Here is a 20214-nt window from a genome sequence, read left to right as displayed (position 1 = left end):
CGCTTGTGCTTATTCAGCAGCCTTACCGGTTGGAAGCTCTCCTACTGTTGTGTGTACGCAGTCCTCACTTGCAGGATCGCCTACCTGTACCGGATAATCATCATGCATCAGCCACTCATACCATCCACCGTCATATACAGAAATGTTGTCGTAGCCGTTCTCGTAAAGAACAAGGAAAGGAACACATGCTCTCCAGCCTGTACCGCAGTAGAAGGAAAGCTCATTGTCCAGTGTGAAGTCACAGTCAGCCCACACCTCTTCGAATCCTGCCAGATCCTTCACTGTCCCATCGTCATTGAGGAATCCGTTTACATCAGAAGATGTCTCGGAGCCCTTGCCCCATACTGCGCCTTCCGGCTCGCCTGCCTTGTCCATGTAGTTGTATCCGCTGGACTCGCCAAGCCACTCTTCCTCGCTGCGGATGCTGACAAGCCGGAAGTTGTCATCGCTCTCCAGCTTCTCTTTTGCATCCTGGATGTCCAGACGGTACTCCGGATGTGCGGGAGCCTCTACGCCGAAGTCATCTGCCGCCTCACCTTCGTTTACGTCTGTCTCTGTATCGTATCCTGCCTCTGTCCATGCGTCAATGCCGCCGTTGATGATCTTTACATCCTCAACGCCTGCCCACAGATAGGCAAATGCCTGTCTTGCTGTACCGCTGACGTCAGCTCCGTAGAGAACCACCTTTGTATCCTTTGTGATACCGTGGTTCAGCATATTTGAAACTACTTCGTCTGCTGCCAGAAGGTTGTATGCACCTTCCTCGCTTCCTGTGGCGTCTTCCACTTCGCAGTTATCCACATAGATAGCGCCCGGAACATGTCCCTCGTTGTAGGATACACAGTCAGCCACATCACCGTAGCCTACCTCTGCGATCAGGATATCCTCATATCCCTCCTGCTCTCCGTTCAGCGCACTGTTTACCCACTGGGGTGTCACATACACGGTTCTTGTCTCCACCGGCTCCACTTCCACGTCTTCTGTGCTCTCTTCCGTGGTTTCCTCTGTGGACTCCTGTGTTGTCTCCTCCTCAGAGGAAGATCCTGAGCCGCATCCTGCCAGCATAGCCGCTGTCATGGTCACACAAAGAAGCGCAGCTAACGCTCTCTTTTTCATAGTACTGTAAACCTCCTTATAAACTGGCAATACCTTACCTTTTTATATCCTTACCTATTATATACATTCACCCCGGCTCCGTCCAATAAATTAGATGGATATATAAGCCTATTTATTGATTTTGTCTATAACCTTACAGCATCTCTAAAAATGCAGCGATCCTTGTGTTGAGCTGGCCGATATCTGCCTGGGAGTAGTCGGTCTCCACATTGATGTAGGGAAGGCCTTTCTCCTCATTCACAAATTTCCGGATGCCAAACGCCTCCACATTGTATGTGTGGCAGGCCTGCAGCGTCATCTCCACAACACCGTCCACCTTGTACTCGTCGATGAGTCTGCCAAGGAGCTCCAGCCTGTTGGGGTTGGGTGTCATGACAGAGCATCCGATGTTCAGATATCTTCTTGCCAGTGCCTCGTATACATCCGGCTCCTCCTCGTCCACCAGCTTGTCGATGGATTTGGCTCCATTACAGTTTTCAAATGTGACAACCACGCCTCCGTTGCTCTCCACAGCGTCAATGATCTTCTCTGTGGCTCCGCCTACCGGACATCCTGTAATGAGGATGCGGGGCTTTTTCTCCAGCATTTTTCCTTCCGCATACTCCTTTTTGATCTTCTCCACAAGGGCGTCCACCTCGGCCGGGATGGCCTTTCTGTCAAACTTGAAAGTACTTCCGTACAGAACCTTGAAAAGGTCATGTCCTGTGATGGGCGCCGGGTCATTGCGCATCAGCTCGTAGAGTCCCTTCAGGGATAACTTGACTTCATTGTTGGTGTGGATGGCTTCCCGGATATCATCCTCCGTGATGGTCACGTCAAACTTCTTCTCCAGATATTCCTTAAAGCGGATGATCTCGCCTTTCCATAGTTCCAGGGCCGCCGGGCTCTGGGTGTTGGGAAGATCCATGACAAATACATCTTTAAACTCTGACATGTACTCGTACATCTTCTTTTTTCCATCGCAGGTGGTCTCTCCCACTACCACGTCGGAGAAATAGAAGAAGGGACATTTCTCTGTCTTTGCAAATCCGTAGCTGGACTTGATAAGGGGACATAAGTTCTTCGGCAGATCCCTCTCTGCATCCGGGATGGTCTCATCCGATGTGGAGCAAAGTCCCACTGTGGCCGCTCCCATGGCCATAGCGATTTCCTGTGGGAAGTATGTGCAGTAAGCGCCCACCACCGGTATGCCCTGCTCTTTCAGTTTCTTCATGCCGAGGAAAGAATTTTTCCTCTGTTCTGCAAATTCCTCAAACACTTCTGGCAGATCTTTCACTAATTCCATGTCTTTCTTCTCCTTTTCTCTCTTTGTCTACAGTTTTGCGGCCGCCCGCTTTGTCTTCTCCTCAGCCAGCAGCGATGCCCCCAGGGCTCCTGCATATCTTCCCCTGTCTGTGGGGGATATTGTTTTTCCGATCTTCTCTGACAGGATCTTTGCAAAATATCTGCTATCAGAGAGACCTCCTGTCAGAATGATCTGATCCGGCAGATTTTTCCTCATGGCAAGCTGAGCCACCTTGGCAGCCACAGAGTCCACCACTCCTGCGGCGATGTCCTCTCTTCTGCGGCCCTCGCCGATATAGTTGATCACCTCTGACTCGGCAAACACGGTACACAGGGAACTGATGGAGAGCGTCTCTCCTCCTTCCGCCATGTCAAATAGCTCATGTAGATCCACGCCCAGACGGTTTGCCATGATCTCCAGGAATTTCCCTGTACCCGCGGAGCATTTATCATTCATGAGGAAGTCCTGCACAACGCCGTGGCTGATGAGGATCACCTTCGTGTCCTGTCCTCCCACGTCGATAACGGCGCAGTCATCGCTTCCCATCTCCCGTCCGCCCCTGGCGTGGCAGGTGATTTCCGTGATGACGTAGTCCGCGTATTCCACGGCGATCCTTCCATAGCCTGTGGCCACTACTTTTGCCCCATCACCGGTCACATCAATGCCATCTCCTGCCAGTCTCTCCTTTATGATGTTCGCCGTCTCCTTGCTGCTCCAGCCTGTGGGGAGCGCAAACTCCATCTCATGGTCTCCTCTGGCCACTACCTTGGCTGCTGTGGAGCCTATGTCAATGCCTATGTAATCCATTTTACCTGTTATCCTTTCCACCTCTGTCAAAGGCCTGTTTCTCTTGTCAGCAGTACCGGTCCCGCCCCGGATTTACATCTTTTTCCACTGTCACGATATCCAGGATCTCTATGCTGTTCTCCTGCACGCAGCAGCGGATCTTTTCTATATCCTCCTCCCTGACAAGAAGGGAGATCCCGCAGCATTTGCTGGCGCTCCGGGGTGTCGGCGCAATGACGGCCTTCACCCCCTGCTCTTTCAGTTTTTTATACAGCCGCATTCCATTGTCATGGTTCGGGAAAAGCACATAATGCTGTATCTCTTTCATTTTATGCCCCCAGCATCTCTATAAAAGCGCTGATCCTTGTGCGGAGCTGCTGCGCATCACTGTCCACATAGTCTGTCTCAATGCCGAGAACCGGGATGCCTGCTTTCTGAAGTTCTCTCTCCACTGTGTAGCCTTCCACATCGTAGAGGCTGCAGAATTTCAGATTCACATCAATGACGCCGTCCACCTTGTACTCTTTAGCCAGGCGGATGATATCGTCGATCCTGCCGTGGTTCGGTGTGAAGCATGCGCAGTTGATGCCCATATATCTCTCCGCCAGGGCGTCGATCTGCTCGTCCACGGTCGTCTTTGTCTCATCCACCAGACGCTCAAAGTACCGTGTTCCCGTACACATCTCCTCACAGACTACAGCGCCGCCGCTTGTCTCCACCAGGTTGTGGATCTTCCAGTTGGGGATGGCCAGCGGTGTGCCGGTAAGCATGATCCTCTTTGTTCCCTCCGGGAAGACACTGATGCCGTCTGCCACTCTCTGCTCCAGCTCATCACAGAGCTTGTTTGTCATCTCCGCAAATCTTGTGGGATCGTCATAGAAGGCAATCTGGGAGATAAGGAGCACGTCCTTTCCGCTGATGGGCAGTTTGTCGTTCTTTCTGAAGGCGTAAAGCCTCTCCAGTGCCTTTCTCTTGTTGTTGATCATATGGATGCTGGCTGCCAGTTTCTCCGCAGTGATCTCATTTCCTGTGAAGTCCTCCACCACTTTTTTGAAGGTACGGATCTCATCCGCCCAGGAACAGACATCCTTCTCTCTCTTCATCTGGGGCAGATCCATGACATGCACCGGCACGTCCTCAGCCAGGATCTCCCAGGCTTTCTTCTTGCCGTCACAGGTCGTCTCTCCTACATACATATCCGCAATCCGGAAGAAGGGGCAGGTCCGGTCAAGCCTTGCGCCTACGGAGGCCTTGATGAGAGGGCATGTATTTGTGGGGAGAACCTTCTCTCCTCCCGGCACCCAGAACTGGGAACCGCCGCATAAACCTGTGGCAATGGCATCTGCCGCAAACACGATCTCATCCGGCACATACACGCAGAAAGTTCCAAACACTTTTCCGCCTTTTTTCTGGTGCTCGATGAGCTCTGCCGGCCGCACACCGTGGATCTCCGCCACTACAAAATTGTAGTAATCCATGGACTCGGGCCTGTTCTCCTGGGAGAGATATACATCGCCGAAGGCCTGGGGCAGCACTTCGCAGAGCTGGTCGTGCGTATCAACATCCATGCCAAGATCTTCCCACATTTTTCTGTAATCAGCCATAATAAAAAACCTCCTCTTGTGTATCTGATATTTTCAGAATTGTCCTTTTATAACCGTAACACGTTTACAATTTCCGGACAATCGCAAGAGCGAGGTTTGCTATTGTTTTTTATAATGTATCTTTTTATATATAGTTTTTTTCTATTAGTATGTGTGTACCTTTCATCTGACTCCTCAGTCCAGCATGCTGTGCAGGGCCGCAGCACAGCGATCCACCTCTTCCTCTGTGTTGGCGGCGCTGAAGGCGAACCGGACCGTTCCCCCCGGGAATGTACCGAGAGCCCTGTGGGCCATAGGCGCACAGTGAAGGCCTACCCGCGTCATAATACCGTACTGCTGTTCCAGCTCAAAGGCGGCCAGGGCATTATCCCGCCCCTCAAAGTCCAGAGAGACCACTGCCACCCGGCCTTCTGTCCCCTGTCTTCCCACAATGCGGACAGCGGGGATCTTCTTCACTTCCTCGAGGAAATGCTCTGTCAGCTCCATCTTCTTTTTGTGGATCACATCCAGCCCCGTCTCCTCGATGTAGGAGAGAGCCGCGTGAAGTCCAATGATACCAGGCAGGTTCACGGTACCGCTCTCGTACTTATCCGGCAGAGTGCGGGGCATATCCAGACTATCAGAGATGCTGCCCGTGCCGCCTGCGATGAGGGGCTCCATCTGCTCATCCAGGCTGTCGGAGATAAGAAATCCTCCCACCCCCTGGGGACCCAGCAGCCCCTTGTGACCTGTAAAAGCCAGGAAATCCACGCAGGCCTCCTCCATATCCAGGGGGATGGTTCCCGCGCTCTGGGCCGTATCCACCACAAAGAACACACCCCTCTCCCGGCAGATCCGCCCGATCTCCTCCACCGGGACAATGGTGCCACATACATTCGATGCATGGAGGACAATGACCGCCCTTGTGTTCTTCCGGATCATCCCCTCCACGTCAGCGGAGCGCACATTTCCCTCTCTGTCCGTGGGGATGCACTCCCAGGTAACTCCCTCCTTCTCCATACACCGCAGAGGGCGCATGACCGCATTGTGCTCCATCCCGGTGACAAGCACATGGTCCCCTCTTTTTAAAAATCCCCGGATAAAATAATTCAGGGAGTGGGTGATCCCCGGTGTGAAGATGACCCGCCGGGAGTTTTCCGCATGGAAAAGCCGGGCCAGCTGTTCCCTTGTGTCCAGCACCGCCGCTTCCACCTCGTAAGCTCCCTCATAGTTTCCCCGGTTGATATTGAAGGCTCCCTCTGTGAGGAGGCGCCCCACCGCCTCCGCCACTCCCGGCGCCTTGGGCCAGGAAGTGCTCCCATTGTCAAAATAGATCTTGGCCTTTTCTTCTCCCATGTTCCCCTGCCTCCTTTTCGTTTGAGCTATGTACTCATTATATGTCTTTCCTCTCCCTCCCTGCAAGGTACTTCTTCGCTCCTCTTTTCTGCGAAAAATACTTTTGTCATTCTATGCAAAAGGCTATAATAGAAAGACAAGACAAATTCAGGACAGGAGGTTATTTCCATGATCCACGAAAAAGAATATTTTCCCCAGTTCCGTGAGTCCGACCACACCGGCCTCATAGGAGCAAACGGCTATTTTGAATATTTCCAGGACGCAGTGACCGCCTACATGCATGCGCTTGGCAAAGGCAACGACACCCTGCCGGAGACCTACGGCATCTGCTGGGTTTTTACAAAATACAGGCTCCACATCGAGAGGAGGGCAGACTACGACTCTCCCCTTAAGCTGGCCTCCTGGGTGGAAAATCCAAAGCCTTCGATCCGCTTCCACCAGGCCTTCACTGTCTCCAATGGCAATGAGCTCCTGGCCAAAGGGCGGGTGGAAAGCTGTCTGTGCGATCTTAAAGCCGGAAAGATCTGCACGCCGGAGGCCATCAGCTATCCCACGGACACCGACGAGAGGACACCCCTGGATCTTCCTGCTTTCCAGCGTTTCCCAAGAACTATTGATGGCATGGAGCGCTGCTATACCCACACTGTCCGATACACAGACCTTGACAAGAGCGGACACATGAACAACCAGAAGTATATTCCCCTCTTTCTCAACGCCTTTGACCTGGATTTCCATGCAGGGAAACAGATCACGGACTTCGAGATACACTATCTGCGGCAGTGCTTTGAAAAGGAGCGCATCTCCATCTGGCGCGCAAGGAGGGAAGAAGATTTTCTCCTGGCAGGCGTGAAGGAGGACGGGACACTGGCAGTCCAGGCCAGCATCACCTTCAGGGAGGAGGACGGCGGCCATGCGTAGTCCCCTGACCTCCTCTGGTGCGGCCTCCGTCCCTGATCTCAGTGAACTTTACCGTGACTGCACCCTCTGTCCCCGCATGTGTCATGCTGATCGGTATGTCCATCCCGGCATCTGCGGCTGCGGCCCCGAAATCCGGGCCGCCCGCGCGGCCCTACACTTCTGGGAGGAGCCCTGTATCAGCGGGGAAAGCGGAAGCGGCGCTGTCTTCTTCTCCGGCTGCACCCTGAAATGCTGCTACTGCCAGAACTATCCCATCAGCCAGGGGGAGGTGGGAAAGGTCCTCTCCCCGGACCGGCTGGGAGAAATCTTTCTTGAGCTGCAGGACAAAGGTGCCGGAAACATCGACCTCATCACCGCCACCCAGTTCCTTCCCTCCATCCTGCCGGTCCTGGACAGGGTGCGCCCGAAGCTGCACATTCCAATCATCTACAACTGCGGCGGCTACGAGAAGATGGAGACGCTGCGGATGCTGGAGGGATATGTGGACGTATATCTGCCGGACCTCAAATATTTTTCTTCCCACAGGGCAAAAAAATATTCCGGCGCACCGGATTACTTCCGGCACGCCTCCAAGGCTGTGGGGGAAATGATCCGGCAGACCGGAAAGCCTGTCTTTGACAAAAACGGGCTATTAGTCCGGGGCACTCTCATACGGCACATGGTCCTCCCGGGCCAGAGGGAGGAGTCCACCCGCCTGCTTGGCTGGATGGCGGAAAATCTTCCGAAAGACAGCTTTCTCCTAAGCCTCCTGAGCCAGTACACACCCTTTTTCAAGGCATCGGAGCACCCGGAGATCAACCGGCGTCTCACCTCCTACGAGTACGGGAAGGTGCTGGAGGTGGCCCTGGAGCTGGGGCTGGACGCAGGCTATATGCAGGAGCGGTCCAGCGCCAGGGAAGAGTACACCCCTCCCTTTGACCTGGAGGGGCTGTAAAAACAGGCAAGCTCTCCTATGAAAATGTCTCCCGCAGGAACCGGTCCACCTCCCGGTTGAAGCCCTCCGGGTTGCCCGCCGCGATAAAGTGGTCTCCCGGGATGATGCTCAGCTCTGCCCCCGGTATCTCCGCCGCGATCAGCCTGGTGTGCTCCTCCCGTATCATATCCCTCTCTCCCGCGATTACAAGAGTGGGACTCTGGATGCTCCGAAGCTCCTCCGCTTTTATATCGGGGTCCTTCACCATAAGCCGCAGCAGCTCCGCATTGGCTCTGGCCTTCCCGCTGAAATGACCGAAAAAGTTGGCTATATAGTACCCCAGGATAATGGGTATCTGGACCGATGGCTTCACTCCCCCTGACCACAGGTTGGCTCCGTTCAGGATGAGGCGGTCCACTTTTCCCGGATACCGCAGGGCAAAGATGAGAGCGATATTTCCCCCGTCTGAAAATCCCAGGAGGTCCGCCTTATCGATTCCCATCTCCTCCATAAATCCCCGCAGGTCCTCGGCAAACTGGCGGATGGTAAAGGGCGCGGTTCCCCGGGGCGACCTGCCGTGTCCTCTTGTGTCCACCGCGATGACCCGCCGCGTCTGCGAGAAATAGTCCATCTGGCGGTCAAAATAGCTGCTGTCCTCCCCGTTTCCGTGGAGGAGGATGAGGGGTTTGCCCTGGCCTTTTTCTGTATAGTACAGGTGTATCATAAGCAAATTCCTTTCTGTGCTTTTAATAAAGCTTTATCACACATATATTGACTTCACCGTAAATGAAGCCTCCTCCTTCGCTGTTCACCTGAAGCACCACAGGGGCCGAAGATACATCCAAGATCTGGGAAAATGACATCCCGGCCGTGGTCCCCGGGGCGGTAAAGGTGTGAACGGCTGAAGCCCCGGCCACCTCTGTTCCCTGGGAAGTGAGGAACAATCTCACGCTCAGGGGGAAGGCAGCGCCCGACCCCGGGGTGACTGCCCCATGAAAGGAGACATAGTAGGTGCCCGGCTGCCGGATGGCGATATCCGGGCTGTTCTGCCCGTGGACGACCGCATCGCCCAGGACGGCACCGTTCCTGTCAAAAACAAGCGGCATCCCCGGAGTTCCCAGCTGCGGGGGCGTGGCAAAGGCGCTCAGAAGGTTATCCGTCCCTCCTGCCGGCCCCTGAGGACCGGGTTCTCCCTGCGGCCCTGCCGGTCCCTGTGGGCCGGGTTCTCCCTGCGGCCCCGCCGGTCCCTGTGGGCCGGGAGGGCCCGGACGGCAGCACGGGCAGTTCTTCTGTGCACATCCTTTTTTACATCTCATGACAAAAACTCTTTTCTTTTTTTACCAGTATATGCAAGGATTGAACGTATGGGTCATCAGCATCGGAGAACTCGTTCCTGTCCGCACTCGAAAGGCCGGCTTTTCAAGCCGCTTACCTCTCCTTACACACCTGGAAAATATAGAACTTCAGATAATAGCTCTCATCCGCCGCCCACAGGATGGGGTGGTCCGGCGCCTGGGTCCGGAACTCCACCTGCCTGAGGCGCACGTGGGCGCTTCTGGCCGCCTCCCGTATGGTCTTTGTGAACAGTTCAAAATCCATAAAATGGGAGCAGGAGCAGGTGGCCAGAAAGCCACCGTCCCGGACCAGCTTCATGCCCCGGATGTTGATCTCCCGGTAGCCCTTCACCGCATTTTTGATGGAATTCCTGGACTTTGTGAAGGCCGGCGGATCCAGGATCACCACATCGTACTGCTCCTCTTTCTCCAGCAGGGAGGGGAGCAGGTCAAACACGTCCGCCTCCCGGAACTCCACCCGGTCTGAGAGCCCGTTGAGGGCTGCGTTCTCCCGGGCCTGGGCCACCGCAAGGCCGGAGGCGTCCACCCCCAGGACGCTCTTTGCCCCGGCGACCCCCGCGTTCAGGGCAAAGGAGCCTGTATGGGTAAAGCAGTCCAGCACCCGAGCGCCCCGGCACAGCTTCTGGATGGCCAGCCGATTGTATTTCTGATCCAGGAAAAATCCGGTCTTCTGCCCGTCCTTTACGTCCACGATGTATTTGACTCCATTCTCCTCAATATGGACAAAGGTGTCAAAGGGTTCACCGAGAAAGCCCTTTGTCTTCCTCATGCCCTCTTTTTCTCTCTCCTTTGCATCGCTCCTCTCGTAGATGCCCCGGACCTCAACGCCGTCCTCTGCCAGGAGCTCCTTCAGCATAAAGAGAAGCTTTTCCTTGTACCTGTCCATCCCAAGAGCCAGACACTGGAAGACGAGCACGTCCGAAAACTTGTCCACCACCAGCCCCGGAAGGAAATCCGCCTCTCCGAAGACGATCCGGCAGCTTCCTGTGTCCACCGTCTTTTTCCGGTACTCCCAGGCATCCCGCAGGCGTTCCCGGAAAAACTCCTCATCGATCTCCTGGTCCGGGTTTCTCGTCAGCATCCGGATGCGTATTTTGGAGTGCATATTGATAAAGCCCCGTCCCATGGGATAGCCGTCAAAGTCATGGACCATCACAACATCCCCGTTCTCAAAGGCTCCTGTCACGCTGTCTATCTCATTGTCAAAAATCCAGGCGCCTCCCGCCTTCAGCGTGCGCCCTTCTCCCTTTTTCAGTACTGCTAATGCTAAACTCATATCTTTTCTCCTATACTCTCTGTCTTATACTTGGACCTGTACTCCTTTTTCTGTCCATGTCATCATACCATATTTTCCCGCCTTTTTCACTCTGTATCAGAGGCGCGCATGTCAAAAATATGCCTGGGAGACAGGCATATCCGGGCTTGAGTTTTCCGACTGACAGAGCTATACTTATAGGCGGAAAATACAGCAGCTTCCCCTGCGGGAGATGCGGATACAAAAGGAGATGCGTTACATGTTAAACGAAAAAGTTGCAAAGCTGTTAAACGAGCAGGTAAACAAGGAATTCTATTCTGCCTACCTGTACCTGAGTTTTTCCAATTTCTATAAGGAGCTGGGGCTGGACGGATTTGCCAACTGGTACAATGTGCAGGCTCAGGAGGAGAGGGACCATGCCATGCTCTTTATCCAGTATATGCAGAACAATGACGTGCCCGTCACTCTGGAAGCCATCGACAAGCCGGACGCCGAGCTGAAGGAGAAAATGGACGCTCTCAAGGCAGGATACGCCCACGAGCAGTATGTGACCGGCCTCATCCACAACATCTATGAGGCTGCCTACGAGGTGAAGGACTTCCGCACCATGCAGTTCCTGGACTGGTTCGTAAAGGAGCAGGGCGAGGAGGAGACAAATGCAAGCGACCTGATCAAAAAGATGGAGCTCTTCGGGGACGATGCCAAGAGCCTCTATATGCTGGACCAGGAGCTGGGCGGACGCACCTACGCGGCTCCCTCACTGGTACTGTAATAAGTCCTGCGGCGGGAACCCAAGCCAGTGGCGGCACCTGCATACATGAGAGACAAGCCGTATAGAATGACAGACGGCGCAGCCTTTCCTTCCGGAAGGGTCTGCGCCGTCTGATTTTCTATTGTCTGCCGGGGCTATGTTCTTTCTCTTACTCTACTGCCCTTTTTACCATACATTCCTTCCTGTAGAACGCCACTCCGTATTTCAGGATATCCTGGTATCCCTCCTGGCGCAGTGACTCCTCATACTCCTGCTCCTCGATCTGCCTGAGAGCCTCGTCGCATTTTTCCTCAAGCCCGGAAAAGGTGTCGGCCACCTTGATTTCCAATATGACCGCCTTCCCTCTCACGCTTGGATACTTCAGCAGGATGTCCGGCCTTCCATTTCCCGACTCCCGGTTGGACAGGACAATATAGCTTCCGATATTTTTCAGCATTCCCGCAAGGAAGCCATGGTAATAGCTCTCCTGGTAGTCGTAGAAGCTGATCGTCTCCATCAGATTTTCGGACAGGATCCGGGACATCCTGTCTGTATCTCCCTCCAGGATGCTCTCATAGAGGGGCGTCAGCTCTTTTTTATCTGTCTTTTCCTCAAACCACCGCAGGACTGTCGTCTTGTAAATATAGCGGACCTCCCTGTTGGGAATGGCCATCTCAATGTAGATATTTTCCCCCTCCTGGTATTCGCTGATCTTCTTCAGGTAACCGGTAAAAAAGAGAAAATTCCACAGATTTTCCTGGGTAGAGTCTATGTCTTCATAGGTGATATCCTCATGGATGGGCTTGGTGATCGTCTTCCCCTCTATCAGCGCCTCTATCTCCTGCTTGACGGAGAGGTCCGCCCTCTCCACAAGGGAGCGCACAATGCTGTTGGAACTGGTGTTGGACCAGTAGGGCCTGGGGAGAGCCTGTCTGTCCCCGCAGCAGGACTTGACATAGCTGATCACACTCCACGGATTATACACCTCCGCATTGCCAAACTTGTAGCCGTCATACCACTGCTGCACGGTGTCCAGATTTTCCTCCAGCCCATAGAAGGACAAGAGCGCTTCCACCTCCGGCTGTGTGAAGCCAAAGTTTTCCCCGTAGAGGGCCGTCGTGATAGAATTGATCTCCAGGTTATTCAGCCCGGTAAAAATGCTTTCCCGGCTGATCCTCAGGCACCCCGTCACCACGGCAAACGCCAGATTGTCATTGGTCTTCAGGGCCGACTCGAACAGGGAGCGTATAATGCCGGTCATTTTCTCGTAAAATCCGGCAAAATAGGCATTTTCCAGAGGCACGTCGTACTCATCTATGAGAATGACCGTCCTCTCACCCTCTGAAATGCGCAGACACTCTGAGAGGAATTTAAGGGCGTCTGCATAATCGCTCTCCACCCCTCTCAAATCCCTTATGCGAAGGTATCTCTCCTTCTGAGCCTGTGTCAGCTTTCCGCTCTCCTCCACCTGCCGCCAGTGTCTGGCAAACTCGCTGCCCACTTCCTTTTTCAGCATCTCAAAGGACAGCTCACAGGACGGCTGCTTCATGGATTTAAGCGAAAGGCTGATGACCGGATATCTCCCCATGAAAGCCAGGTAGCGCTCCCCCGCCTCCATGATCTGAAGGCCGCGGAACAGCTCTGCCTGCCCCGGCATATCCTTTTCAAAGAAACACCGCAGCATACTCATGTTCAGCGTCTTCCCAAAGCGCCTCGGACGGGTAAAGAGATTGACCTCTCCCTTCATGTCCAGCAAATCCTTTATAAAAAGAGTTTTATCGATATAGTAATACTGTTCTTTTCTCAGCTTTTCAAAATCATCCACCCCGACAGGCAGCGGGCTCCATGTCATGACAAAACGCCTCCCTTCCGGATATAGTTCCATTCTACTACATCCAAAAGGGAGGCGCAATTCATAAAATACTTCCTCTACTGGGCTGTGCAGCTCACCGGCTCATATCCGGCTTCCTTCACCGCGTCCATCAGCACCTGGTCAGCCACGTCCTCTGCCATGGAGACAGTGGCTGTCTTCTTCTCCAGGTCCACCTGGGCGCTGTCCACGCCTGCCACGCCCGCCAGGGCTTTCTCCACATGCATCTTGCAGTGCTCACACATCATACCTTCTACTACCAGTGTCTTTTTCATCGTTACCATTCCTTTCTCTTCTTGCTCTTCTTTTCTATCCACACCGGAGTCTCCCGGAATGTTCTCTGTCATGGAGTCTGTTTTCTCTGCGTCTTTCTCCGCTTTCTCCGGCCCGTCTGCCTGGTCTCCCGGGGCCGGCTTGAAGAACCGCAGCCGCAGCGCGTTGGTCACCACGCACACGGAGGAGAGGCTCATGGCCGCGGAGCCGATCATAGGGCTTAGGCGCAGGCCAAAGGCCGGGAACAGGGCTCCCGCCGCCACCGGGATGCCGAGGATGTTGTAGAAAAATGCCCAGAACAGGTTCATGTGAATATTCCGCACGACTGCTCTGCTCAGTTCAATGGCTGTCACCACATCCTGTAAGGAGTCCTTCATCAGCACCACGTCTGCCGAGTCAATGGCAATGTCCGTGCCGGCTCCGATGGCAATGCCAATATCCGCCCTTGTGAGGGCCGGGGCGTCGTTGATGCCGTCTCCCACCATGGCCACCTTATGCCCCTTTTCCTGCCAGGAGCGGACGCAGGCCTCCTTCTCTGTGGGAAGCACGTCGGACACCGCCTCCGCAATGTCCAGCTCCTTTCGGATAGCCTCTGCCGTCACTTTGTTGTCACCTGTCAGCATGACCACAGTAAGGCCCATCTCTTTAAATTTCCGGATGGCCGCCCGGCTTGTTTCCCGGACCGTGTCAGCCACCGCGATGATGCCCGCGGCCTGTCCGTCCCGCACAAAGAGGAGCGGCGTTTTCCCCTGGGACGCATACTGCCCCATCTTCTCTCTCACCAAAGCCGTCTCCTGCTCAGGTCCCATTGCCTTTTCTTCTTCCATAAAGGCCAGGTTGCCGGCCAGCCAGGTCTTTCCGGAAATCCGGGCTGACACACCCCGCCCCGTCCGGGCCTGGAAATCCTCTGCCTGAACTGAGGATACACCGTCTCCCTTCGCCTTCTCCAGCACCGCCTGGGCCAAGGGATGTTCACTCCCCGCCTCCAGGGCAGCCGCCTGGGCCAGGAACTCCTCCGGGCTCATGGAGGGGTCCAGGACCTCTATGTCTGTCACCTCCGGGTGCCCGGAAGTGATGGTGCCGGTCTTATCCAGGATAACTGTGTCGATGGAGTGGAGATTTTCCAGGCTCTCCGCCGACTTGATGAGGATGCCGTACTCCGCCGCCTTTCCGGTACCCACCATGATAGCCACCGGGGTGGCAAGGCCCAGGGCGCAGGGGCAGGAGATGACAAGCACTGCAATGGCATTGGACAGGGCGAACTCAAAGTCCTGTCCTGCCACGATCCACACGATGGCTGTCAGGATGGCGATGCCGATGACCACCGGCACAAAGATGCCGCTGACCTTGTCCGCCAGCCTGGCGATGGGCGCCTTTGAGTTGCCCGCCTCGTCCACAAGGCGGATGATCTGGGAGAGGGTGGTGTCCTCCCCCACCTTGGAAGCCCGGAACCGGAAAGTACCGTTCTTGTTGATCGTTGCAGAGATGACCGTATCCCCGGGCATCTTTTCCACCGGGATACTCTCACCGGTGATGGCAGCCTGGTCCACATAGCCGGCTCCCTCTGTCACAACGCCGTCCACCGGGATACTTTCTCCCGGCCGGATGACCACAATGTCTCCGGCCGCCACCTGCTCGGCAGGCACGGTCACTTCCTGGCTGTTTTTGATGATAACCGCTGTCTTGGGAGCTAAGTCCACCAGCTTTCCGAGGGCGTCAGAGGTCTTTGACCTGGACCTTGCCTCCAGGTATTTCCCCACAGTCACAAGGGTCAGGATCATAGCGGAGGACTCAAAGTACAGAGCATGGGCATACTCGTGGACCACCGCCATGTTCTGGTGTCCGAAGCCCCAGGCCATGCGGTACATGGCAAAGAGGCCGTATATGAGGGAAGCACCAGATCCGATAGCCACCAGGGAGTCCATATTGGGGGCCTGCTTTACCAGAGCTTTCAGTCCCACCTTGTAAAATTTACGGTTCAGCACCAGGATGGGCACGGTCAGGATGAGCTGCGTCAGGGCTGAGATCATGGCGTTCTCCATGCCGGTCAGGATCCCCGGCACAGGCAGGCCCATCATGGAGCCCATGGCCACATACATCAGCGGGATCAGCAGGACGATGGAGGCCACAAGGCGCACCTTCATGCTATGCTGCTCCTCCCGGGCTCTGCTCTGGCGATCTTCCCACTCACTTCTGAAACCACCGCTCTTTGTGTCAGACGGCGCGTCTGCAGAGGACGCCCCGTAGCCGATCCCCTCCACCGCCCGGGCGATGGCGGCGCTGTCCAGCTTCGTCTCATCGTAATCTACTGTCATCTGGCCTGACAGGAGGTTGACATTGACTTCCTCCACCCCATCCAGCTTCTGTACACACCGGGTTACATTTGCCTGACAGGCTGCGCAGGTCATACCGGTGACGTTATATTTTTCTTTCTTCATTACCAGGGTCACCTACTTTCCTCGAACGATGTCTTTATACCCCCTATTGGTATTTCAGTGCTATTATATACCCCGGTACGGTGTATTGCAATATCTTTTCCACATTTTTTCGAAAAACATTCTCATTTACCGTCTTCAGACTCTTTCTCTTCGGCAGGCCCGGCCGGCTCCGGTCGGCGCAGGCTCAGCACGCCATCCGCCAGGATCCTCACATCATCCAGTATATAGTCAAAGGCCCCCGCTTTATACAGGTTGACGACGAGAAGACCGATGGGCACGGCCAGGATCATCCACAGGATGCCTCCGGCCCGGTACCCCGCGTACAGAAGCACCAGGGTAAACAGAGGATTGAGCCCCATGCTGTCCCCCACCAGCTTGGGCTGGATCAGCTGACGGACAAGCTGTGTCACTGCGTACAGCACCGCCAGAGCTACCACCCGCCTGTAGTCGCCGGTCAGGAGCTCATAGAGCGCCCATGGCAGAAGAGCGGTGCCTGTCCCGAAGAAGGGCAGGAAATCCAAAAAAGCGATGCCAATGGCCAGCAGGACGGAAAAATGCACGCCCATGATCCCAAAGCCCACCAGGAGTATTGCGAACACGACAGCCATGATCTTGAACTGAGCCTTAAAATACCCGCCCACCGCATACTTCAGGTTGTCTGTCACCATGGTCATCCTCTCCACGATAGGCTTGGGAAAAATCTTCTTGGCCCACAGGATGATATTTTCTCTGTCAGCAATGAAGAAATAGGCGGAGATGATGGTGACGATAAAGGAGATCAGGATAGAGGGGATGCGCTTGGCAAAATTCCCCGCCGCCGCCACCGTTGGCTCACTGATGCTGCTGATAATGCCGCTCATGGTCTCATCCAGATTGGCGGCAAAGGTATTCAGTCCCTCCTGCACATTTCCCGGAAGAAGCGCAAAAATCTGGGAGGTCCTCTCCCCGATCTGACGAAAGCCCTTCTCCAGGTCCCTGTACATGGACGGGAAATCCTGTATCAGAGAGCTGACCTCTCCCCATATCCTGCTGACTGCCAGGTAGATCAGCCCGATACAGGCTGCCAGCACGGCTATGATGATGATGGCGGACCCCAGCTTTTTGATGATCTTCAGCCTCTTTTCAAGAAAAACCACAAGCGGGCTGGCAATAAAAGACAGGAACCAGCCTATCACAAAGGGCATGAAATAGAACAGCGCCTTCACGCCCACATAGATAAATAGGATTGTCCCGACCAGACTGAAGGCCAGGCTGACGATCACTTTCCAATAAGGCCTGTTATCCTTTGCGGCAGTCCCTTCATTTCTCCCCATTTTCTCCACCTCTCTTACCCTTTATTCTTCCTTTTCCCTGTCGAGAAGCTCTGTCTCCACAAGCTCCCATATCTCGTCCCTTCCCTGCTTTGTCACAGAAGAGAAGGGGATGATTCTTGTCCCCGGCACCAGCTTCAGTCCCTGCCGGAGCATCTTGACATGCTTGTCTATCTGGCTCCTCTTGAGCTTATCCTGCTTTGTCGCAATGATAATGGGATTGTAACCCTGGCTTACCACCCAGTCGTACATCATCTTGTCATTTGCTGACGGCTCATGGCGTATGTCAATGAGGAGAAAGACCGCCCGCAGCTGCTTGGAGCTGTGGAGATATCTCTCGATCATCTTTCCCCATTTTTCTTTCTCCTGCTGGGACACTTTCGCGTAGCCGTATCCCGGGAGATCCACCAGATACAGCGCATCGTTGATATTGTAGAAATTGATGGTCTGGGTCTTTCCCGGCGTGGCCGAGATCCGGGCGAAGGACTTCCGGTTCATAAGCGCATTGATGAGGGAGGATTTCCCCACATTGGACTTCCCTGCAAACGCGATCTCCGGCTTATCGTTCTCCGGAAGTTTGCTTGTAATGCCGCACACGGTTTCCAGATTGATATTTTTTATGATCATAGTCTCTACCCCTGTTTACTTTTCTTTTACAAACGCTTCCTCAAGTACCTGTTCCATATGGGACACAGGGATGATCTCCAGGCCTTTTGTGATCTCTGAGGAGAGCTCTTCCACATCCTTCTCATTCTCCTTCGGGACAAGGACTGTCTTCATGCCTGCACTTCCTGCAGCCAGCAGCTTCTCCTTCAGCCCTCCGATGGGCAGGACCCTTCCCCGCAGGGTGATCTCCCCTGTCATAGCCACATCCGCCCGGACCTTCCGTCCGGTGACAGCGGAGAGCATGGCCGTGGCCATGGTGATGCCGGCTGAAGGACCATCCTTGGGAACCGCACCCTCCGGTATGTGGATGTGGAGGTCATGCTTCTCAAAGAAATCCTCCTCAATGCCGTATGTACTGCCGACAGAGCGGATATAGCTGATACCGGTGCGCGCGGACTCTTTCATCACGTCCCCAAGCTGTCCGGTGAGGATCAGCTCTCCTTTTCCGGGCATCACATTGACCTCGATCTGCAGGGTGTCGCCTCCCACGCTTGTCCAGGCAAGTCCCCGCACAATGCCCACCTCGTCTGTCAGATTGGCTTTCTGGTATGTATACTTCTCTTTTCCCAGATACTTGTGCAGATTTCCCTCTGTCACCCGGACCTTCTTCTTTTTCTCCTCCAGGATTTCCTTGGCCGCCTTCCGGCAGATGTTTCCGATCTCCCGCTCCAGCTGGCGCACGCCGGCCTCTTTTGTGTAATTCCGGGCCATCTTCCAGACAGCTCCCCTGCTGATGGAGAGCTGGTCCTCTTTCAGTCCGTGGCGGTCAAGCTGCTTGGGAATCAGGTGCTCCATGGCGATGTGGAGCTTCTCGTTCTCTGTGTAGCTGGACACCTCAATGACTTCCATGCGGTCCAGCAGAGGCCGCGGGATAGTCTGCAGAGTGTTGGCCGTGGTCACGAAAAGCACTTCCGAGAGATCCAGCGGCACTTCCAGATAGTGGTCCCGGAAGCGGTAATTCTGCTCGCTGTCCAGCACCTCCAGAAGAGCGGAGAATGTATCTCCCTTGTAGTCATTGCTCACCTTGTCAATCTCATCCAGCAGCATGAGCGGATTTTTTACACCGGCGCTGCGGATGCCTGCCGCGATGCGCCCCGGCATAGCGCCCACGTATGTCTTTCTGTGTCCCCGGATCTCCGCCTCATCCCGGACTCCTCCAAGAGAAATGCGGACGTAGGGCTTCTTAAGCGCCCGGGCCAGGGACCTGGCAATGGATGTCTTGCCGGTTCCCGGAGGGCCTACCAGGCAGAGGATGGGGCTCTCTCCCTTTCTTGTGAGAGCGCGCACAGCCAGAAATTCCAGCACCCTCTCCTTCACCTGCTCCAAGCCATAATGGTCTTCCTCCAGCACCTGCTTGGCGTAGACTATATCCTTATGGTCCTCCGTAGCCTTATCCCAGGGCATCTCCAGCATCGTCTCAATGTATGTCCGGATCACACCGTTCTCAGCCGGACTGTTCAGGGAGCTCTTGAAACGGCCTATCTCCTTTTGCAGCTTCTCCTTCACCTCGTCAGAGGCCTGCAGCTTGTCTGCAGCTGCCTGGAACTCCTCTGCGTCGGAGATGGTGTTCTCCTCTCCCAGCTCCTCCCGGATCAGTTTCAGCTGCTCCCGCAGGATATATTCCCTCTGGTTCTGGTCCACTCTCTCCCGCACCTTTGTCTGGATCTCTTCCTTGATGTTCATGATCTGCATCTCATTCACCAGTTTAAATGCCAGCAGCTGATACCGCTTCAGAAGGTCTGTCTCCTCCAGAAGCTCCTGCAGATCTTTCTGCTCCAGCGGCACATTGGCTGCGATCCAGTCCACTACTTTGGCCAGGTCTGTGTACTCCTGCACCTGCTTCAGCATGTCCTTGGGATACTTGGGCAGCCGCCCGGCGTACTCCCCGTAGATCTCCTTCAATCCTCTTGTCATGGCCTCCTGGCTTACCTGGTCTGCCGACGCATCCAGCGCCTCCTCACCGGTGTCCGGCAGCACGGTCACGTTTGCCCGCATATAGGGAGTCTCAAACTCCACGGTATTGATGACCGCCCTCTCCTCGCCGGAGATCAACACCCGTAGAAGATTCCTGGGCAGCTTGATGATCTGCCGGATGGACGCAATGGTTCCCACCTGGTACAGATCCTCCGCTGTCGGCTCTTCCACTTCTATATCTTTCTGTGCAGTCAGAAAAATCTTCTGTCCTTCCTCCTGCATGGCCTCCTCGATCGCCTCGATGGACCGCTCCCTGCTGACGTCAAAATGGGTCACCATCTCAGGCATCACAGTCATACCCCGGAGGGCTACCATGGGAAGGCTTCTTACTTCTCTCTCAGTCATTTTATCTGCTCCTGTCCTGT

General features: G+C 54.8%; 17 protein-coding genes. 3 read left to right on the top strand and 14 right to left on the bottom strand.

Annotation, left to right across the window (positions count from 1 at the left end; genetic code table 11):
- Positions 1-9: 9 nt before the first annotated feature.
- The 6 genes from INF30_RS05995 to INF30_RS05970 all read right to left on the bottom strand — a co-directional run bounded on the left by INF30_RS05995 (position 10) and on the right by INF30_RS05970 (position 6126).
- Positions 10-1116: a sulfurtransferase gene (locus tag INF30_RS05995; RefSeq protein ID WP_226394547.1), complete on the bottom strand. Its 1107-nt coding sequence runs from the start codon at positions 1114-1116 to the stop codon at positions 10-12.
- A gap of 133 nt (positions 1117-1249) precedes the next feature.
- Complete coding sequence (locus tag INF30_RS05990; protein ID WP_076776659.1) at positions 1250-2401, bottom strand: double-cubane-cluster-containing anaerobic reductase; 1152 nt, start codon at positions 2399-2401, stop codon at positions 1250-1252.
- 27 nt (positions 2402-2428) lie between these two features.
- On the bottom strand, positions 2429-3208 hold the full coding sequence (locus tag INF30_RS05985) for an acyl-CoA dehydratase activase (protein ID WP_076780737.1): 780 nt from the start codon (positions 3206-3208) through the stop codon (positions 2429-2431).
- A 46-nt stretch (positions 3209-3254) separates the two neighbouring features.
- Positions 3255-3515 carry a DUF3343 domain-containing protein gene (locus tag INF30_RS05980; protein ID WP_076776658.1) on the bottom strand — a complete coding sequence of 87 codons (261 nt, stop codon included), beginning with the start codon at positions 3513-3515 and terminating at the stop codon, positions 3255-3257.
- A gap of 1 nt (position 3516) precedes the next feature.
- Positions 3517-4791 carry a double-cubane-cluster-containing anaerobic reductase gene (locus INF30_RS05975; protein ID WP_076776657.1) on the bottom strand — a complete coding sequence of 425 codons (1275 nt, stop codon included), beginning with the start codon at positions 4789-4791 and terminating at the stop codon, positions 3517-3519.
- 174 nt (positions 4792-4965) lie between these two features.
- Positions 4966-6126, bottom strand: a complete 1161-nt coding sequence (locus tag INF30_RS05970) for an aminotransferase class V-fold PLP-dependent enzyme (RefSeq protein ID WP_226394546.1) — start codon at positions 6124-6126, stop codon at positions 4966-4968.
- A gap of 168 nt (positions 6127-6294) precedes the next feature.
- Between INF30_RS05970 and INF30_RS05965 the strand changes: the two genes are divergently transcribed.
- Positions 6295-7044 carry an acyl-[acyl-carrier-protein] thioesterase gene (locus INF30_RS05965; protein ID WP_226394545.1) on the top strand — a complete coding sequence of 250 codons (750 nt, stop codon included), beginning with the start codon at positions 6295-6297 and terminating at the stop codon, positions 7042-7044.
- Positions 7037-7978, top strand: a complete 942-nt coding sequence (locus INF30_RS05960) for a radical SAM protein (RefSeq protein WP_226394544.1) — start codon at positions 7037-7039, stop codon at positions 7976-7978. Before INF30_RS05965 ends, INF30_RS05960 begins: the two co-directional genes overlap by 8 nt.
- A gap of 16 nt (positions 7979-7994) precedes the next feature.
- Here INF30_RS05960 and INF30_RS05955 read toward each other — a convergent pair whose 3' ends face one another.
- The 3 genes from INF30_RS05955 to INF30_RS05945 form a co-directional block, all read right to left on the bottom strand.
- Positions 7995-8681 carry an alpha/beta fold hydrolase gene (locus INF30_RS05955; protein ID WP_226394543.1) on the bottom strand — a complete coding sequence of 229 codons (687 nt, stop codon included), beginning with the start codon at positions 8679-8681 and terminating at the stop codon, positions 7995-7997.
- 22 nt (positions 8682-8703) lie between these two features.
- Positions 8704-9273: a hypothetical protein gene (locus tag INF30_RS05950; RefSeq protein ID WP_226394542.1), complete on the bottom strand. Its 570-nt coding sequence runs from the start codon at positions 9271-9273 to the stop codon at positions 8704-8706.
- Positions 9274-9385: 112 nt separating this feature from the next.
- On the bottom strand, positions 9386-10588 hold the full coding sequence (locus tag INF30_RS05945) for a class I SAM-dependent rRNA methyltransferase (RefSeq protein WP_226394541.1): 1203 nt from the start codon (positions 10586-10588) through the stop codon (positions 9386-9388).
- Positions 10589-10826: 238 nt separating this feature from the next.
- Between INF30_RS05945 and INF30_RS05940 the strand changes: the two genes are divergently transcribed.
- Positions 10827-11339: a ferritin gene (locus INF30_RS05940; protein WP_087175204.1), complete on the top strand. Its 513-nt coding sequence runs from the start codon at positions 10827-10829 to the stop codon at positions 11337-11339.
- A 148-nt stretch (positions 11340-11487) separates the two neighbouring features.
- Here INF30_RS05940 and INF30_RS05935 read toward each other — a convergent pair whose 3' ends face one another.
- The 5 genes from INF30_RS05935 to lon all read right to left on the bottom strand — a co-directional run bounded on the left by INF30_RS05935 (position 11488) and on the right by lon (position 20194).
- A complete protein-coding gene (locus INF30_RS05935) occupies positions 11488-13170 on the bottom strand; it encodes an AAA family ATPase (RefSeq protein WP_226394540.1) in 1683 nt (560 codons plus the stop codon).
- 77 nt (positions 13171-13247) lie between these two features.
- Entirely contained in the window at positions 13248-15899 is a 2652-nt protein-coding gene (locus INF30_RS05930; protein ID WP_226394539.1) for a heavy metal translocating P-type ATPase, read from the bottom strand.
- Positions 15900-16021: 122 nt separating this feature from the next.
- The gene (gene ytvI, locus INF30_RS05925; protein WP_087175201.1) at positions 16022-17212 is read right to left on the bottom strand and encodes a sporulation integral membrane protein YtvI; all 1191 of its coding nucleotides are present in this window, start codon (positions 17210-17212) and stop codon (positions 16022-16024) included.
- Positions 17213-17233: 21 nt separating this feature from the next.
- Positions 17234-17836, bottom strand: a complete 603-nt coding sequence (yihA, locus tag INF30_RS05920) for a ribosome biogenesis GTP-binding protein YihA/YsxC (protein ID WP_226394538.1) — start codon at positions 17834-17836, stop codon at positions 17234-17236.
- 15 nt (positions 17837-17851) lie between these two features.
- Entirely contained in the window at positions 17852-20194 is a 2343-nt protein-coding gene (gene lon, locus INF30_RS05915) for an endopeptidase La (RefSeq protein WP_226394537.1), read from the bottom strand.
- Positions 20195-20214: the final 20 nt, after the last annotated feature.

Origin of the sequence: Claveliimonas monacensis, from assembly GCF_014982975.1 — a bacterium.
GTDB lineage: Bacteria > Bacillota > Clostridia > Lachnospirales > Lachnospiraceae > Claveliimonas > Claveliimonas monacensis.
The sequence above is the reverse complement of the archived record's forward strand: the minus strand, read 5'-3'. Positions and strand labels throughout refer to the sequence as shown.

Coding starts and splice junctions, on each gene's coding strand:
- INF30_RS05995 (WP_226394547.1), bottom strand. CDS start 1,116: ATGAAAAAGAGAGCGTTAGCTGCGCTTCTTTGTGTGACCATGACAGCG.
- INF30_RS05990 (WP_076776659.1), bottom strand. CDS start 2,401: ATGGAATTAGTGAAAGATCTGCCAGAAGTGTTTGAGGAATTTGCAGAA.
- INF30_RS05985 (WP_076780737.1), bottom strand. CDS start 3,208: ATGGATTACATAGGCATTGACATAGGCTCCACAGCAGCCAAGGTAGTG.
- INF30_RS05980 (WP_076776658.1), bottom strand. CDS start 3,515: ATGAAAGAGATACAGCATTATGTGCTTTTCCCGAACCATGACAATGGA.
- INF30_RS05975 (WP_076776657.1), bottom strand. CDS start 4,791: ATGGCTGATTACAGAAAAATGTGGGAAGATCTTGGCATGGATGTTGAT.
- INF30_RS05970 (WP_226394546.1), bottom strand. CDS start 6,126: ATGGGAGAAGAAAAGGCCAAGATCTATTTTGACAATGGGAGCACTTCC.
- INF30_RS05965 (WP_226394545.1), top strand. CDS start 6,295: ATGATCCACGAAAAAGAATATTTTCCCCAGTTCCGTGAGTCCGACCAC.
- INF30_RS05960 (WP_226394544.1), top strand. CDS start 7,037: ATGCGTAGTCCCCTGACCTCCTCTGGTGCGGCCTCCGTCCCTGATCTC.
- INF30_RS05955 (WP_226394543.1), bottom strand. CDS start 8,681: ATGATACACCTGTACTATACAGAAAAAGGCCAGGGCAAACCCCTCATC.
- INF30_RS05950 (WP_226394542.1), bottom strand. CDS start 9,273: ATGAGATGTAAAAAAGGATGTGCACAGAAGAACTGCCCGTGCTGCCGT.
- INF30_RS05945 (WP_226394541.1), bottom strand. CDS start 10,588: ATGAGTTTAGCATTAGCAGTACTGAAAAAGGGAGAAGGGCGCACGCTG.
- INF30_RS05940 (WP_087175204.1), top strand. CDS start 10,827: ATGTTAAACGAAAAAGTTGCAAAGCTGTTAAACGAGCAGGTAAACAAG.
- INF30_RS05935 (WP_226394540.1), bottom strand. CDS start 13,170: ATGACATGGAGCCCGCTGCCTGTCGGGGTGGATGATTTTGAAAAGCTG.
- INF30_RS05930 (WP_226394539.1), bottom strand. CDS start 15,899: ATGAAGAAAGAAAAATATAACGTCACCGGTATGACCTGCGCAGCCTGT.
- ytvI (WP_087175201.1), bottom strand. CDS start 17,212: ATGGGGAGAAATGAAGGGACTGCCGCAAAGGATAACAGGCCTTATTGG.
- yihA (WP_226394538.1), bottom strand. CDS start 17,836: ATGATCATAAAAAATATCAATCTGGAAACCGTGTGCGGCATTACAAGC.
- lon (WP_226394537.1), bottom strand. CDS start 20,194: ATGACTGAGAGAGAAGTAAGAAGCCTTCCCATGGTAGCCCTCCGGGGT.